Origin of the sequence: Pseudomonas corrugata (assembly GCF_001269905.1) — a bacterium.
Lineage (GTDB): Bacteria > Pseudomonadota > Gammaproteobacteria > Pseudomonadales > Pseudomonadaceae > Aquipseudomonas > Aquipseudomonas corrugata.
Map to the genome: position 1 here is coordinate 581,216 of NZ_LHVK01000008.1, position 14,722 is coordinate 595,937.

At 59.7% G+C, this 14,722-nt stretch carries 10 protein-coding genes, 2 tRNA genes and 1 pseudogene; 9 read left to right on the forward strand and 4 right to left on the reverse strand.

From position 1 onward, the window contains the following. Positions 1-151 precede the first annotated feature (151 nt). A tRNA-Val gene (locus tag AD665_RS13875) sits at positions 152-227 on the forward strand. A 17-nt stretch (positions 228-244) separates the two neighbouring features. Then, positions 245-321 (forward strand) — tRNA-Asp (locus AD665_RS13880). A gap of 157 nt (positions 322-478) precedes the next feature. Here the strand turns inward: AD665_RS13880 and AD665_RS13885 are convergent. Further along, on the reverse strand, positions 479-1,615 hold the full coding sequence (locus AD665_RS13885; RefSeq protein WP_053192471.1) for a catalase family protein: 1,137 nt from the start codon (positions 1,613-1,615) through the stop codon (positions 479-481). Between the two features lie 31 nt (positions 1,616-1,646). Continuing rightward, positions 1,647-3,455: a di-heme-cytochrome C peroxidase gene (locus AD665_RS13890; protein ID WP_053192473.1), complete on the reverse strand. Its 1,809-nt coding sequence runs from the start codon at positions 3,453-3,455 to the stop codon at positions 1,647-1,649. A gap of 377 nt (positions 3,456-3,832) precedes the next feature. Between AD665_RS13890 and bamJ the strand changes: the two genes are divergently transcribed. From bamJ to AD665_RS27510, 7 genes are all read left to right on the forward strand, one after another. After that, complete coding sequence (gene bamJ / locus AD665_RS13895) at positions 3,833-4,546, forward strand: BamJ family beta-barrel-assembly machinery protein (RefSeq protein ID WP_024776617.1); 714 nt, start codon at positions 3,833-3,835, stop codon at positions 4,544-4,546. Positions 4,547-4,839: 293 nt separating this feature from the next. After that, positions 4,840-5,295 (forward strand): YkvA family protein, encoded by a 456-nt coding sequence (locus AD665_RS13900; protein WP_024776616.1) that lies wholly within the window; start codon positions 4,840-4,842, stop codon positions 5,293-5,295. Between the two features lie 113 nt (positions 5,296-5,408). Continuing rightward, on the forward strand, positions 5,409-5,750 hold the full coding sequence (locus AD665_RS13905; protein WP_053192475.1) for a helix-turn-helix domain-containing protein: 342 nt from the start codon (positions 5,409-5,411) through the stop codon (positions 5,748-5,750). Next, the gene (locus AD665_RS13910; protein WP_003179080.1) at positions 5,747-6,118 is read left to right on the forward strand and encodes a hypothetical protein; all 372 of its coding nucleotides are present in this window, start codon (positions 5,747-5,749) and stop codon (positions 6,116-6,118) included. Before AD665_RS13905 ends, AD665_RS13910 begins: the two co-directional genes overlap by 4 nt. A 406-nt stretch (positions 6,119-6,524) precedes the next feature. Then, positions 6,525-11,303, forward strand: a complete 4,779-nt coding sequence (locus AD665_RS13915) for an RHS repeat-associated core domain-containing protein (RefSeq protein ID WP_053192477.1) — start codon at positions 6,525-6,527, stop codon at positions 11,301-11,303. Next, entirely contained in the window at positions 11,303-11,653 is a 351-nt protein-coding gene (locus tag AD665_RS13920; RefSeq protein ID WP_053192479.1) for a hypothetical protein, read from the forward strand. Before AD665_RS13915 ends, AD665_RS13920 begins: the two co-directional genes overlap by 1 nt. A 196-nt stretch (positions 11,654-11,849) precedes the next feature. Further along, entirely contained in the window at positions 11,850-12,158 is a 309-nt protein-coding gene (locus AD665_RS27510) for a contact-dependent growth inhibition system immunity protein (protein WP_080996588.1), read from the forward strand. Between the two features lie 63 nt (positions 12,159-12,221). Here AD665_RS27510 and AD665_RS27850 read toward each other — a convergent pair. Then, positions 12,222-12,576: pseudogene (locus AD665_RS27850) on the reverse strand (DUF6124 family protein). A gap of 364 nt (positions 12,577-12,940) precedes the next feature. Further along, complete coding sequence (locus AD665_RS13925) at positions 12,941-14,716, reverse strand: bifunctional diguanylate cyclase/phosphodiesterase (protein ID WP_024779617.1); 1,776 nt, start codon at positions 14,714-14,716, stop codon at positions 12,941-12,943. Positions 14,717-14,722 lie beyond the last annotated feature (6 nt).

Consider the following 14,722-nt stretch of genomic DNA (forward strand, 5'->3'; position numbering starts at 1 on the left):
ACGCCAGATGACCACCAGGAAGCCCGCTTACGCGGGCTTTTTGCTGTTTGCGATTCCTGCGGTGCGTATCGATTACTTTTTTCTGATTTTGCTAATTAAATCAGCACATTACGAAAAATTGTGAGAGAATGCGCCCCGCATCGAGAGTGAAGGGTGATTAGCTCAGCCGGGAGAGCGTCTGCCTTACAAGCAGAATGTCGGCGGTTCGATCCCGTCATCACCCACCAAACTTTCAGTGTTACGCGCAGCGGTAGTTCAGTCGGTTAGAATACCGGCCTGTCACGCCGGGGGTCGCGGGTTCGAGTCCCGTCCGCTGCGCCATATTCGATGACCTGGAATACTGAACGCCAGGTCACCAACAAAAAGCCCGCTCAATGAGCGGGCTTTTTGTTGCCTGCCGTGTGAGTGGGCACGCCTTGGCGGGCCTTGGTTGCGTTCCCACGCGGAGCGTGGGAATGATCATTCCCGAGGCATTTATCTACTGCTCGGCATTCCGGCTGTGACGGTAATCGCTGACCGCTTCGTACACCGCTTTGCGCAAGCGGTTGATGCCGCCGATAGGGCGGTGCGCCTCAATGCCGAACCATGGATTGAACGACTGGTTGTCGCAGGCCAGGTTCAGCTTGGGGGTGTCGAAATCCTGGGGCGGCACCTTGATTCGCGCCACCGTCTCGAACGGTGCGTCGCTTTCTCGCCATTCAATGCTGGTGTCCTCGATCGGCATATACTTGTCGGGGTCCTGGCGTTGGATCTGCAGGACAAAACACGCCGGCACCCGGTCTGTGGATAACTGCTGACGCAATGCACTGCGCAGGAAGTTCGGCAGTGCCTGGTTTTGTGCCGGCAGGGTATAGCTTGGGCAACTGTCCGGGTCTGGCGCTACGCGAAACTTGGCGTTGGCCTCGCCGAACTTGTAGGGCGATACCGAAAAATATGTAGTCTGGGTCGGACTGGCGGGAGGCGGTGACAGCGTCGCCAGGGCGATGAACAGATGGCGGATCTGCCAGCTGCGCGGATCCAGTCCTGGGAAGAACGCCATGACCTTTTTTCCGTCGGCTTGGGCGGCCAGGTTCTGACGGTACTCGGCGACATCACTTACGAAAAAATTCGGGTGATTGAACATCACGAAATCCTGTTCGCCCTGTGACTGTCGGTCCGCCAACAGTGGCTTGCCCGGAACATTCAGCAGTTTGATGGCCATCCCTCGCGCATCCCGCAGGCTATCGAATTGCGGGTACGCGTTGCCGTTGGACAGCCGCATCGTCGCTTGCCAGACCTTTCCCGGCTCGGCAAACACGCCCTGACGCAGGGGAGCCGGGAGGTCGCTCGATACCTGGACTTCGGCCATCACGCAGCCATGTGCCTTGGCATGGGCGTCTCGCAGATAACGCGTACCTTCGCGATGCTGATCGACGATGCGGATGGCAGTCTGGATGATCTCCTGGGTCATGGCAGCTTCGCCGGGTGGCGTCTGTTCCTGGTCCGACACCGGTCCGCTGTATTGCCAGGCGAACCACGCGGTGGCGAGCGCCCAGCCGAGCACGCCGATGCCCAGCAGCCACAGGAGTGTCTTGCCCAGAAAGGCGCCGAGGCGCAGCCAGAGCGTGATCAACATGGGTCAGTCCTTTTGCCTGAGAGGTTCATCATTACAGTTGCGACTCCAGCGGCCCGCCCAGCACCTTGAGGTACTCCAGCAATGCCCAGCGCTCCTGCGGTTGCAGCAGGCGACCGATTACCCCGTTACCCCGCTCGCCGGCGCGGAATTCATGACCGCTGTTGTGGTTCCCGGTGATCCGGGTGTCGAAGAGAAAACCATTGGTAAAGGCTTCGGTGCGATAACCCAGGTGCCGGGGGTCGTACTCGAAGCTGCCTTTATAGAAGGTGGTCGCTCGTTCGTCCTGAGGGGACAGCAATTGATAGATCGTCGGCACTGAGCCGTTATGCAGGAACGGTGGCGTGGCCCAGACGCCGGCCAGTGGCCGGGCCTTGTAGGCGCGCAGTTCGCGTACACCGATGGGCAGGCCGAAGCCATCCATGGCCGGTCGCTCGACCGGGGTGACGCCGGCGTCGCGGTAGGCGCGGTTCTCGACGAACGCCGTGACGTAGGCCAGGCCCTTGGCGACCGAAACCTGGCTCAGGTCCAGCGGTTGCGTGGGCGCCGGGTGCAGTTGCACGTCCAGTTTCGCCAGTTCGGCCGGGTCCCATTGCAGGCTGGTCAGGTCGAAACGGTGATCGGCAATGTTATTGGCCGTGCCCGGGTCGGTGCCGATCACCTTCACTGGCAGCATGTGCAGTTGCTGGACCGGTCTGTCGGGGCCCTGGACCACCTTGGGCACATGGCAGCCGGCGCAGTTTTCCGCGAACAACGCCCGGCCTTTGGCGGCGAGGGGTTTATCGATCGAACCCAGGAGCGCTTCCGGCCACACCGGGGGTTTGAGCAGTTGCAGGGTTTCTTCAATCGTATGCAGGTCGCGCACACGTACGCTGGAGGGGTAGCGCGCATCGCCCTGCAACGGCTTGCCCTGGGCGTCGAAGAAATTCAGGGTGGCGCCCACTCCCAGTGCTTCACCGACGTTGCGGGCCATCGGTTGTTGAGCCGAGCCGTTCCATTGCACCCAGTCGAAGGTCCAGATGTCCCACAGCTGCGGGTAATCCACCGGGGCATCGGCGACCCGGTAATTCGACGCCGAAATGGCATCGCCGAAACTGGCATTGGCAATGCGGCCAAACGCGTCGGTACGACCAGGTCCTTCTTCGGTGGGGTAGAGGCCACGGTGCGTGTCATTCCAGGCGACCCGCAAGAATGTGTCCAGGGAGTCCTTGAATGCCTTGCGCAATGCGTCATGGCGGGCATCGTCGTAATCCTGGCCCAGAACCTGGCGAGCGAAGCGTTCGAATTTCCACGGGTTGTAGTAGGTCGAGGCGAGGCTGGCGACCAGTGCCTGCCCGAAGCTGCCACCGCGCAAAGTCGGCACGCTGGAGGGCAGCACGTGTTGCGCCGAGCCGCCGTCGATCCGTATTGCCTGGCCCTTGAAGCGCAATTCACCGGTGTGGCAGGCGGCGCAGGTGATATCCAGGAATTGCTCGGTGCTGCCCGGGTTCTGGTGTCGCGCAAAACCCACCGGCAAGTTGCCGGGATTGTCTTGGGAGGCTTTTTGCGCCGGATCGACCAGAAAGCCGAAGCGTGCCAGGTATTCGGGCGATGCGAAGCGCTGCTGCGAGAACGGCAGTTCGAGGGCCGTAAACCACTCGTAGCGCAGACCTTTGACCTGCGTCCCCTGGGGCGTGAAGTAATACGTCTGGCGCTCGGCGGCACTCCATTGATCCAGGTAGTGCACCTGTTCGACAGGGGTGTAGAGCGGCAGGCGGGGATTGGCGACGTAATAAAGCACTACGGCCACGGCGATCAGCACCAGCACGAGGAGCAGCAGGAAAATGCGAGAGAGGAGGCGCACGGTCACGTCCTTGTTTTTTTGATACGCCCTTATGCCTCAGTGCTGCGCGGCCGGCAAGTGGCCATTATTTTCTGCCTGCATGAACTGAACCACTGTGGGAGCGAGCCTGCTCGCGAAGGCGGTCTGTCAGTCACATTCGTTTCGACTGGAACACCGCTTCGCGAGCAGGCTCGCTCCCACAGTGCTTTTGGTGCGGTCGCTATGTCCATGTACGTAACAAATGACAGAAGCTTCATCCTGCAACCATGAAAAGCATTTGTGGTACCTGAACTTATCCCCGGTTTTCCGCTCACATGCCGGTAGCCATTGGTCGTGGCGGCCTGATAAGCTCGCGGCTTTACTCGATTGCCCTTTAGGCGCATGAACAAGGAAATAGCATGAAACAGCATCGGTTGGCGGCGGCGGTTGCCCTGGTTGGCCTGGTACTCGCAGGTTGCGACTCGCAGACCAGCGTGGAGCTGAAAACCCCGGCGCAGAAAGCTTCCTACGGTATCGGCCTGAACATGGGCAAAAGCCTGGCTCAGGAAGGTATGGACGACCTGGACTCCAAAGCGGTCGCCCAGGGCATCGAAGATGCCGTCGGCAAGAAAGAACAGAAGCTGAAAGATGAAGAACTGGTCGAGGCCTTTGCTGCGCTGCAAAAGCGTGCCGAAGAGCGCATGGCCAAGATGAGTGAAGAGTCGGCGGCCGCCGGCAAGAAATTCCTCGAGGAAAACGGCAAGAAGCCTGGCGTGACCACCACCGCTTCCGGCTTGCAGTACGAAGTCGTCAAGAAAGCTGACGGCCCACAGCCCAAGCCTACCGATGTCGTGACTGTCCACTACACCGGCAAGCTGACCAATGGCACCGTGTTCGACAGCTCCGTGGAGCGCGGCAGCCCGATCGATCTGCCGGTCAGCGGCGTGATCCCGGGTTGGGTTGAGGGTCTGCAATTGATGCATGTCGGCGAGAAGTACAAACTGTACATCCCGAGCGACCTGGCCTACGGTGCCCAGAGCCCGAGCCCTGCGATCCCTGCCAACTCGGTTCTGGTGTTCGACCTGGAACTGCTGGGTATCAAGGATCAGGCAAAAGAAGACGCAGCCAAGTAATCGCGTCTGCTATAACGACAACGCCTCGCTTATGCGGGGCGTTGTTGCATCCGGGTTGCGGAAAATCCGAAAAAACCGAACCCACATCGTACGCCGCAGTCATAGGCAATACAGGCGCTGTGCTAGACCCAGTCAGCCTGTCAAGTCAATGAAATATTGGGTTTTTTTATGTGAGTAAAAAACGCCCGATCTAAGCCCGGGCCTTATGAAACGGGGGCTTCAGCGGTGAAATGCAGCTCTGTTCACAAGGTTATCCACAATTTGTGTGGATAACATTTCAGTAGGAAGAAAAAATGAAGGCACCGTGGAGTTTTGCACGATTCCTGCCTTTGGCGGGACGGCTGCTGGCTCGTGGCCGATTGCCTACGCTGTTGTTTGCCGTCGCCCGCAAGGGAGCCCGGGAAGGCGGTCGGTTAGGGAAACTCAAGGACGATCTGCGTTTGTTGCAGGCGTTGTGCCTGGCTTACTGGCGGGGCGAATACCGGGCGGTCAGCGCCAAGTCGCTGCTGTCGGTGGTAGCGGGGCTCATGTATTTCCTCAGCCCCATGGATGCGATTCCGGATCTGCTGCCGATGTTTGGCATGATCGACGATATTGCCGTGCTCGCGTGGATCATGAAAACCCTCGATGATGAGCTCAGTGCCTTCCGCGCCTGGCGTGATAGCCAGTCTCCCGAGAAGCTTGCACGGGTCGAAAGACTCCCTGATACCCCTCGACAACTCCAACTCCAGGAACAGAAGAAGCTCTGATCCTGTTCGTTTCCCTTCGGATAATCATCACCCCGCGACCTTGGCCGTCATTTAGGATTACACTTCCAAGGAAAAGGCTGACTCGCTAAGTGTCATCGTCCTACGGGGTAGAGATGGATATTCAGATAATCACACGCGACGGAGAGCCCGAGTACGCGGTTTTGCCGTGGGAACAATACCAGTCGTTGTTGAAAGCCGCAGGCATCCATCAAGCACCGCCGCAAGAGGCTGCGGCCCAATACGCGGCGGCACCGGACCAGATTCTTCCTGGCCTGGATCAATTACGCAGTTTGCGCGAAGGGAAGGGTATCGCCATCGAGGCGCTGGCCCGCACGGTAGGTATCAGCCCGTCTTATCTGGCCATGATCGAAAGCGGCGAGCGTCAGCCCGATGCTGCGATTCGGCGTAGTCTGGCCTGGGAATTGACGGTGCCGGGGTGGAGGGAAGGATCGTGAGTGTACGCATCAGTCGGCAGCATTGGGATGGGTTGTTGGGTGAGTTGGACCAGGCGCGCCGCCAGCGCCATTTGTTGACGTATCGTGCCTTGCTGGAGCGTTTGCAACTGCCCAGCCCGGCCATGCAGACCCTGACCGCCGCCCTTGAACATCTGGCGGCACTGGACGCCCGGGCCGAGCAGCCGTTGCGCAGCTCCCTGGTCATCAGCCAGGGCGCCAGCCGGTTGCCACGCACCGGTTTCTTCGAATGCGTGGAACGCCTGGGGCGCTTTTCCGGCCCCTCTGACGGCGTGGCCGCCGCGTCCTGGCATGCTTCGGAAGTGGTCCGGGTGTTCGAGTATGAGTATCCGGAGTCGGCGGAGGCCTGATTGTTCTGACGGATCCTGGCGCAGACCGGTTAAAGAAAAATCGGAAAAACCGGGCATTTTTGAGATTTTCCTGGGCCGCTCAAGAAAAATCGGGCAGCCAAGTCGAAAATGAATATGTTTGCCTGGGGCTCAGTTGGGTATGCGGCTTTAAATCGCGGGCGCTTCAGCAACTGACGCATGCGCTGAGCAATCGCCGACGACGATCTTTTTGGCGGGTTAAAGACCCATCGACTCCAAGGGGGCGATGGGTTTTTGCATTTAGCGAATCGCCCTACGTCTACTGCATCTTTCCCTGACTTATTTCCTTTGCGATCCCCGGCAAAGTCTCGCGCTTCCTGAGTGCTGCGAGACGTTTGCCCATGTTCGACCGGTTTTTCCTGCTGGCCCTTGATCGCGTCATGCCTTGATGGATCAGGTGCACCGTATCGAGCAGGAGCTCGACAGTTTCAAAGACACCCTTTCCCTCTATCGCGAGCAACTGGAGCGCTGGTACGTCCGTGCGGCAGACCGGGCCAGCCAGGCGGCCGACCTGCCTTCGCTGATGGGCATGGAGCGGTTGATTCGCTTCGGTGACAACACCACCGTCGTCAGCACCGGCGACGATGACTTCCTCTCCACCGTCGTCCAGTGCCCCCAAGGCGGGGTGATGACGATCGAGAGCAAACTCGAATCGGTGTACGACATTCCGCTGGGCGACATCGTGGTGGATGTGGTGGCGGTGGACAGCGGCGAGGTCACGCCGGTCATCCTGGATGCCCAGGGGCTGGGAGTCTTCAGGGGGGATGCGGGGAAGTTCTATCGGGTCCATGTCCAGGGCGAGGTATCGCCCGCGCAGATCGGTCAGTTGTTTTCCTCCTACGATGGCCTGACCACGCAACTGACAGACTGGCTGCGCGGCGAATGGCAGGGGTTCAAGCCGCAGTGGGCGCAGCAATCCCTGGCCACCTCGGCAACTGCGGTGGGAAACGGCTTGCTTGCCGGCAGTTGGGCGGCAATCGAAGGGGTATGGGACAGCCTCAACCTGCTCTCGGACATCCTCAAGGACCCCGGGCAGTTTGTTGACCGCCTGGGCAGCAGTGCCAGTCAGTTGATGAAGCTGGCGCAGGACGCGCCGCAAGTGATGGCGAAGCTGCAGTTGCTGACCAGTGACGAAGCGGCGCTGTGCCTGCTGGTTCGCACCGCCAGTCTCTGGCTGGAGATGCTGCCACCCAGCGAGCTCGCCGGCGAAACGAGCGAAGCACTCTCGACGGTGGTGGTGCAGTTGCTGCTTGACCTGCTGATCGGCGTGGTGCTGACCTTCGCCGGGGCGGGGGCCGGCATCGCTTATCTGGCGATGCGTCTGGCCAGGCACAGCGCAAGCCTGATGAATGCCGTACAGCGTTTTGTCAGCGCGATCTTTGCCGTTGTCAACGGTTTCATGGGCTACGTCGACCGCTACAAGGCCGTGGCGGCGCGGGGTATCGCGGCCGGAATAAAGAAAGGTCGGATGCAGCTGCGCTGGGATGCGCAACGCAACACCACGCTGAAAAAAGACGAACCCCACGACGACGCCCCGGCCCAATCGAAAAACCCCAACGGCGACAGCGCCGACAGCGCGGCCCTGACCCGCACCGACGGCTGTCCGGTGTCGATGGTCACCGGCGAAGAACTGCTGACCCTGGACGACGGCACGCTCGATGGCCGCTTGCCGTTTGTCTTCACCCGCCTGTACCGCAGCAGCGCGGCGGATCTGGACGTGGGCCTAGGGCGCGGCTGGAGCCATGCCCTGGCGCACCGCCTGCTGCTTGAGGGCGAGCAGGTCATCTGGATCGACCAGGAAAACCGCCGCACGACCTTTCCGCTGCCCAACGCCCAGCGCTCGGCGATCCACAACAGCCTGGCCCGTGCGGTCATCTACCTGGGCAGCGAGCCGGACGAACTGATCGTCGCCCAGCCCGGCGAAAACGCACCTTTCCTACACTTTCGCGACGGTCATCTGACCGCCCTCAGCGACCGCTACGACAACCGCCTGACGATCCAGCGCAACATCCATGGCGACATCAGCCGTCTGGACAACGGCGCCGGACGCGCCCTGCAACTGCGCTACGAACAGCGTCACCTCATCGCCCTCGACTACCAGAGCTTTCACCCGGCCCTCACCCTGGACGAAGCCTGGCGTACCGAGCAGACCCTGGCGACCTATCGCTACGACGCGCGCTCACGGCTGATCGAAGCGACCAACGCCGCCGGGGAAAGCGAGCGCTACGACTACGACGATGCTCACGTCATCCTCCAGCGGCAACTGGCTGGCGGTGCGAGTTTCTTCTGGGAATGGCAGGGCGTCGGGCAGGCGGCCCGCTGCGTGCGGCACTGGGCCTCGTTCGCGCAGATGGACACGCGCTACAGCTGGAGCGAGGACGGCAGCGTCACGGTCCGCCACCTTGATGGCAGCGAGGAAATCTATGTCCACGACGACCGCGCACGGCTGGTGCGCAAGGTCGAGCCCGACGGCGGCGAACACCTCAAGGCCTACGACGAACAAGGCCGGCTGATCGCCGAACAGGACCCGTTGGGCGCCGTCACCGAATATCACTACGACGAAGTCGGACGGCTAGTGGCGCTGATTCCCCCCGAAGACGCGCCCACGTCCTACGAATACCGCAACGGTTTCCTGCACGCCCGGGCCCGCGGCAAGGCCGTATGGACCTATCAGCGCAATGACCGGGGCGAGGTGATCGAAGCCATCGACCCGGATCAACAGCGCACCCGGTATGCCTACGACGCCCACGGGCAGTTGCTGTCGATCCACTACCCGGACACCAGTGAACACCGCTTCACCTGGAACCGGCTCGGCCAACTGACAGAAGAAACCCTGCCTGACGCCAGCCAGCGGTTTTTTACCTACGACGTCTTGGGGCGCTTGCTGACCCGCCAGGACGAACACGGCGCGGTGACGCACTACCAATGGGACGCCGTGGGCCGGCTGCTGCAGACCACCTTGCCCACCGGCGCCACCCGCGCCTGGAGCTACAACGCCTACGGCAAGGTCACCGCCGAGCGCGACGAACAGGGCCGCGTCACCCGCTACGAATACGCCGATGACCTGCACCTGGTCAGCCGCCGCGTCAATCCCGACGGCAGCACGCTGCACTACCGCTACGACTCGGCGCGGCTGCTGCTGACCGAAATCGAGAACGAATCCGGGGAAAAATATCAGCTGGACTACACCCCCGGCGGCTTGATCCGACAGCAAGTCGGCTTCGACGGCCAACGCACCGCCTATGCCTACGACCTCAATGGACAGCTGCTGGAGAAAACCGAGTTCGGTGCCGACGGCAGTCAACGGGTCACCGGCTACCAACGCGATGCGGCCGGACGCCTGCTGATCAAGACCCTGCCCGACGGCCAGGCGATCCAGTACCGCTACGACGGGCTGGGCCGGTTGGTTGATGTCGATGACGGCAGCGACCATCCGCTGGCCTTCGAGTACGACGCCCAGGACCGGCTGATCACCGAGCACCAGGGCTGGGGCACCCTGCGCTATGGCTACGATGCCTGCGGACGGCTCAATCACCTGCGCCTGCCGGACAACAGCAAGGTCGACTACCACCACGCCCCGGGTGGCGCGCTGACCGCCATCGACCTGAACGGCGCACGCCTCACCGAACACCAGTTGCGTGGCGGCCGCGAACACCAGCGCCAACAAGGCCTGCTGCTCAGCCAGTACGAACATGACGAACAGGGCCGGCTCAAGGCCCACACCGTGCTGCAGAACCAGCAGACCTTGTTCTGGCGCGATTATGCCTACAGCCCCAAGGGCAACCTCGCCGCCCTTTCCGACAGCCGTCGAGGGCGGCGCGAGTACCAGTACGATCCGCTGGACCGCCTGACCCGGATCGAACACTCCCACACCGATCCCGCGGAACACTTCGCCCACGACCCGGCCGGCAACCTGCTGATGCAGGACCGCCCCGGCCCGACCCACCTCAAGGGCAATCGCCTGCTGATGGAGGGCGACCGCCACTACGACTACGACGCCTTCGGCAACCTGATCCGCGAACGCCGCGGCAAGGCTCAGGCCCTCGTCACCGAATACCGCTACGACAGCCAGCACCGCCTGATCGGCGTCACCACGGCGGACGGTCGCGAAACGTCCTACCGCTACGACGCCTTCGGCCGACGCATCAGCAAGACCGTGGCCGGCCTGACCACCGAGTTCTTCTGGCAGGGCGACCAACTCGTCGCTGAAAGCAGCCGCCAGCACCACCGAAGCTACCTCTACGAACCCGGCACCTTCCGCCCGCTGGCACTGCTCGACGGCAAAGGCCTCAACGCCTGCCCGTTCTACTACCACCTTAACCACCTGGGCACGCCCCAGGAACTGACCAACTACGGCGGCCAGGTCGTCTGGTCGGCGCGCTATAACGGCTACGGCAAAGCCCATGGCATAGAACATGGCGGCGGCGAACAACTGGAACAACCGCTGCGCTTCCAGGGCCAATACTTCGACCCGGAAAGCGGCCTGCACTACAACCGGCACCGCTACTACAATCCGGAAACGGGTCGCTACCTGACCCCTGATCCGAGCAAACTGGCGGGTGGGCTCAATGGCTACCGGTACACCCTGAACCCGACGGGGTGGGTGGATCCGTTGGGGTTGGTGGATTGTCCGGGGAAGGGTGGGTGCAGGCCGGCGGTTGGGGAGCAGGATCCGGCTGCCAAGGTTGGGGTAGATGAGGGAGAGCCGCGACTGCCGATGACGGCGGAGCAGCGGCGGGCTCGGATTGATGAGTTAGCGGAGGCGAATGCTTACCGGCGCTTGGATGAGATGGAAAAGTCGATTGAAGGTGCGCACTTTCTGGAGAAGCATGGAGCACAAACTACCTTGGATTCTCAATTAAAGCGCGTAGAAACGGGCCGGAATCCTGGTACTGGTGAAATTGATTTTTATCAGAATGGGCAACCCGCTATTCCGTCTGCTGCAACTCGCTTTTTTAGTCATCGCGATCAGCTTAATGCTATACATCGAGCACAGCTGATTTTTAGACGAGCAGGACTTATCGCATCCAAAAAACCAATCGAAATGGGGCGTGTAGTTGGCGAGGGTTTCAAACGAGAGGGGCTAGAGTACAGTCAGCAAACGAAGGCAATAGTAATCCTTAACGGAAATGGTCTTCCTAAAACAGCTTATACGGGATTTAATTGATGGGAAAAGTATATGACTTGCATGATATTTGGGGGTTGTTGTTTGTTTTTAGTATTGAAAATACTCGTAGCGAGGCTCGCGAGAAAATCATAGCTTCAAAAGACGTAAATGATAACGAAGAGTTGGCTCAGTTGTTCGATATGTTGGTTCGGTCAGAGTTTTTTCTCTATGCTCCCCAAGAGCGCAATTTGCTAATTGATACTCTGAGTCATTTTTTGGCAATTGGAGATAGCTTTGATTATGTGTTCCGGAATATGGATACATATTTCGATAGTGATGTAAAGGATCGGCGCCAATTCATGCAGGTGCTATTGGATTCGCTAAATAAGTATCAGGCTGAGCGTCAATAGTGTATGTGAGGTTAACAGTTTCTGGGGTTGCTGGTGTGTTGTGCGCCATAGGTGGATTGATGAAGTTTGCGTAAATAATTTTTCCGGTAGCGAAGTTGGTCGGGAGTCCTAATATTAACTATTCAAAGTAAATTGTTCCTGTTGAGATAGTTTTTACTATGTGGGGTTCGAAATATGAAAAGTCTTGCAGCGATGAATGACGTGCTTTCACGGGCTACATGATTTTTTCGGCGCTTATTTCCATCAAGATTGGCCCGCCGAACATGAAACCGCTGAGCAAGTCCTTGATACCTTTCTGGCTGAATCTGACGCGAAGGTTCTGAGAGCTGTTTGGCAAGAGCTCAGTGTTCTCCTCGAGCGAGAGCAAGGTGAAATTGAACTGAGGAATTATCTATTGAGAGAATTGAGTTGTTACTACAGCTATTGGACCGTGTGGGAGACAGGCGAGGCGTGGCTGCGCCATATTGCTCGGAAGTTGAGTTATCAAATTGATCGTTCTACCTGAGCTCGCTCTCGAGCATTAAAAAGGTCTTGCATGGCAAGACCTTTTTATCCCTGAAATACCTTCCTACCTTACCTCAATAATATCCAAAGCCCGATTCGCCAACAGTTCACTCAACTCAATCACCTGCTGAACTCCAAGCGCAACATGTCGTCGAGAACCCTCAAGATCGAACGCCAAATCACTGATCATGGCATTCGCTGACGCCAGGTTTTCACTGAGGTTGGCAAGCAAACATTCAGAGTCCACATCAGGCGCGATGATGAAGAGGGTGTGTGTCGGACGTTTCTTTCTCAGGCGTGGGTTTCAGATAGAAATCCAGAGCTCGCGTAGCAGCGTCATCGAGTTTTTTGTTACGGGCCGACTGGACGCGTGATGCGGGTTCGTCTGTGGCTGGAGGGTTCGGTGTAATTTTGGCCATCTACTTAGGTTCCTGTAAGTAATGCTGGCACCACCTCGCGACTAAACGAGAGGGCGGCAGCTGTACGCAGGTCAGTCGACCGGTGAACCTAAGAATCCCGGCGCGCCCGAGGGCGCCCTGCGTACAGCCACCATCAATACAGGAACAGCAAAGCCTGTCCAACAGGGACCTGATACGCCTTAGGTTGAGGCGGGCGACTAAACCCGATCACTGATGAGCAGTGACAGGGCTCAAGCTACCGACGTGGCCCAAAGCGCACAAGCCGGCGGATTCTGGCGTAGTTGTAGGCAATGGCGCAAGGCGATGTCGGCAAGGGGTTAGAACCGCAAGCTGTCAGGAAAATCCCATCCGCTAGGGATGCAGCTCAAACCACTGCACCCACATACTCGGTAGGCTCAGCCTCAACCAAATACAAACTCCCCCCAGGCACTTCCTTCGCATGATGCTTAGCCTGCGAAGCCAGTTCCGCCAACTGGCTCGCATCCAGCTCCCCGCAAACCTCCGAGCGCAGATGCACCACGCCAATCGATAGCGACAACAACGCAAATTCCTGTCGAATCCCCTGCCGGTTCAACGCCGTAAAGCACCCAGCCTCCAGATGCTCAGGACGATAGAACCGGCGGCAATGGGTCTGGAAGTCGCTCAGCAGCTGGTTCAGGCGCTTGCGCCAGTCTTCCGGGCCGAGGACCAGCAGGAAGTCGTCGCCGCCGATGTGGCCGACGAAGTCGCGGCTGGGGTCGATGCGTTCGTTCAGGCATTGGGCCAGGCACAGCAGGACTTCGTCGCCGCGACCGTAGCCATAGATGTCGTTGAAGGGTTTGAAGCTGTCGATGTCGACGTAGCAGATCACCGCTTCCTGTCGCTGTTGCAGCAGGCGGGTGAGGCATTGCTGGATCGGTACGTTGCCCGGCAGCAGGGTCAGCGGGTTGGCGTAGCGGGCCTGTTGGATCTTCAGTTCGGTGATGAGCTTGAGCACGTCGATCACCCGGCCCAGCCCCAGGTAGTGACCGTTGAGGGTGATGATGAAGTCTTCTTCGATGCGCTGGCGGGCGCGGCTGGTGATCAGGCGGCTGACTTGCTGCAGCGACTGGCTCAGTTCCACGGCCAGGAAATCATCGCTCATCAGGCGGCTGATGGGTTTGCGGGCGAACAGGTCGGTGGCGAAGGGTTTGAGCAAGGCGTCCGAGAGTGAATGGCGGTGGACGATGCCGCAGGGGCGGTTCTGATTGTCCAGCACGGCCAGGGAGTTGAGATTGGCCTGGCGCCGAAAGGCTTCCAGTACCCGTGCGGTAGGAGTGTCATGGGACATGGCCGGTTGTTCGTTGAGCAGGGCGCTGAGGTCGTTGACTTCATCGCTCAGCGGCACTGCACCGCTGTCCTGTCTGGGCATCAACGCCTTGGCATCCCGTGATGGCTGTTCCTGGGGGCGTGCGAGCAGGTACCCCTGAACCAGATCGACGCCCATTTCCATCAGCACCGCCAGTTCTTCCGGCAGTTCGATGCCCTCGGCAATCACTTGGGAGCGGGACGTCCTGGCGATCTTCAGAATCGAGCCGACGAACTCGCGCTTGAGGGCATCCTGATGAATACCGTCGATGAAGTGCCGGTCGATCTTCACATAATCGGGGCGCAATTCGGACCACAGCCGCAGGCTCGAATAACCGGCGCCAAGGTCATCCAGGGCGATGGAGAAACCCATGGCCCGGTAATGATGCAGCGCGTTCTGCAGGAGCTGGAAATCATCGATCGGAGTCTGTTCGGTCAGTTCGATCACCACCTGACTGGGCGGGATGCCGAAGTCCTGCAGCAGTTGCAAGGTGCGTCCGGTCTGGTGCGCCGATTCCAGCAGCGACTCGGGCGAGACATTGAGAAACAGCTTGCCCGGCAGTTTCTGCTCGTTGAAGCGTTGGCAGGCGCTACGTCGGCAGGCCAGTTCCAGTTCACTGAGGCGTCCGGCCTGGCGGGCCACGGAGAGCAAGGCAATGGGCGAGTGCAGGGGGCTGTTGGATGGACCGCGGGTCAAGGCTTCGTAACCCAGGATGCGCCTTTCGGACAGGCACACGATCGGTTGGAACAGACTGTGCAAACCGCTTTGAGTCAGGATTGAACTCAAGGCACTCAGCTGTTCGGTCGTGGTCATGGCGAT

Excerpts from the sequence above, each read along its gene's own strand:
- AD665_RS13885 (WP_053192471.1), bottom strand. The coding sequence starts at position 1,615 with ATGTTGATCACGCTCTGGCTGCGCCTCGGCGCCTTTCTGGGCAAGACA.
- bamJ (WP_024776617.1), top strand. The coding sequence starts at position 3,833 with ATGAAACAGCATCGGTTGGCGGCGGCGGTTGCCCTGGTTGGCCTGGTA.
- AD665_RS13900 (WP_024776616.1), top strand. The coding sequence starts at position 4,840 with ATGAAGGCACCGTGGAGTTTTGCACGATTCCTGCCTTTGGCGGGACGG.
- AD665_RS13905 (WP_053192475.1), top strand. The coding sequence starts at position 5,409 with ATGGATATTCAGATAATCACACGCGACGGAGAGCCCGAGTACGCGGTT.
- AD665_RS13915 (WP_053192477.1), top strand. The coding sequence starts at position 6,525 with ATGGATCAGGTGCACCGTATCGAGCAGGAGCTCGACAGTTTCAAAGAC.
- AD665_RS13920 (WP_053192479.1), top strand. The coding sequence starts at position 11,303 with ATGGGAAAAGTATATGACTTGCATGATATTTGGGGGTTGTTGTTTGTT.
- AD665_RS27510 (WP_080996588.1), top strand. The coding sequence starts at position 11,850 with ATGACGTGCTTTCACGGGCTACATGATTTTTTCGGCGCTTATTTCCAT.
- AD665_RS13925 (WP_024779617.1), bottom strand. The coding sequence starts at position 14,716 with ATGACCACGACCGAACAGCTGAGTGCCTTGAGTTCAATCCTGACTCAA.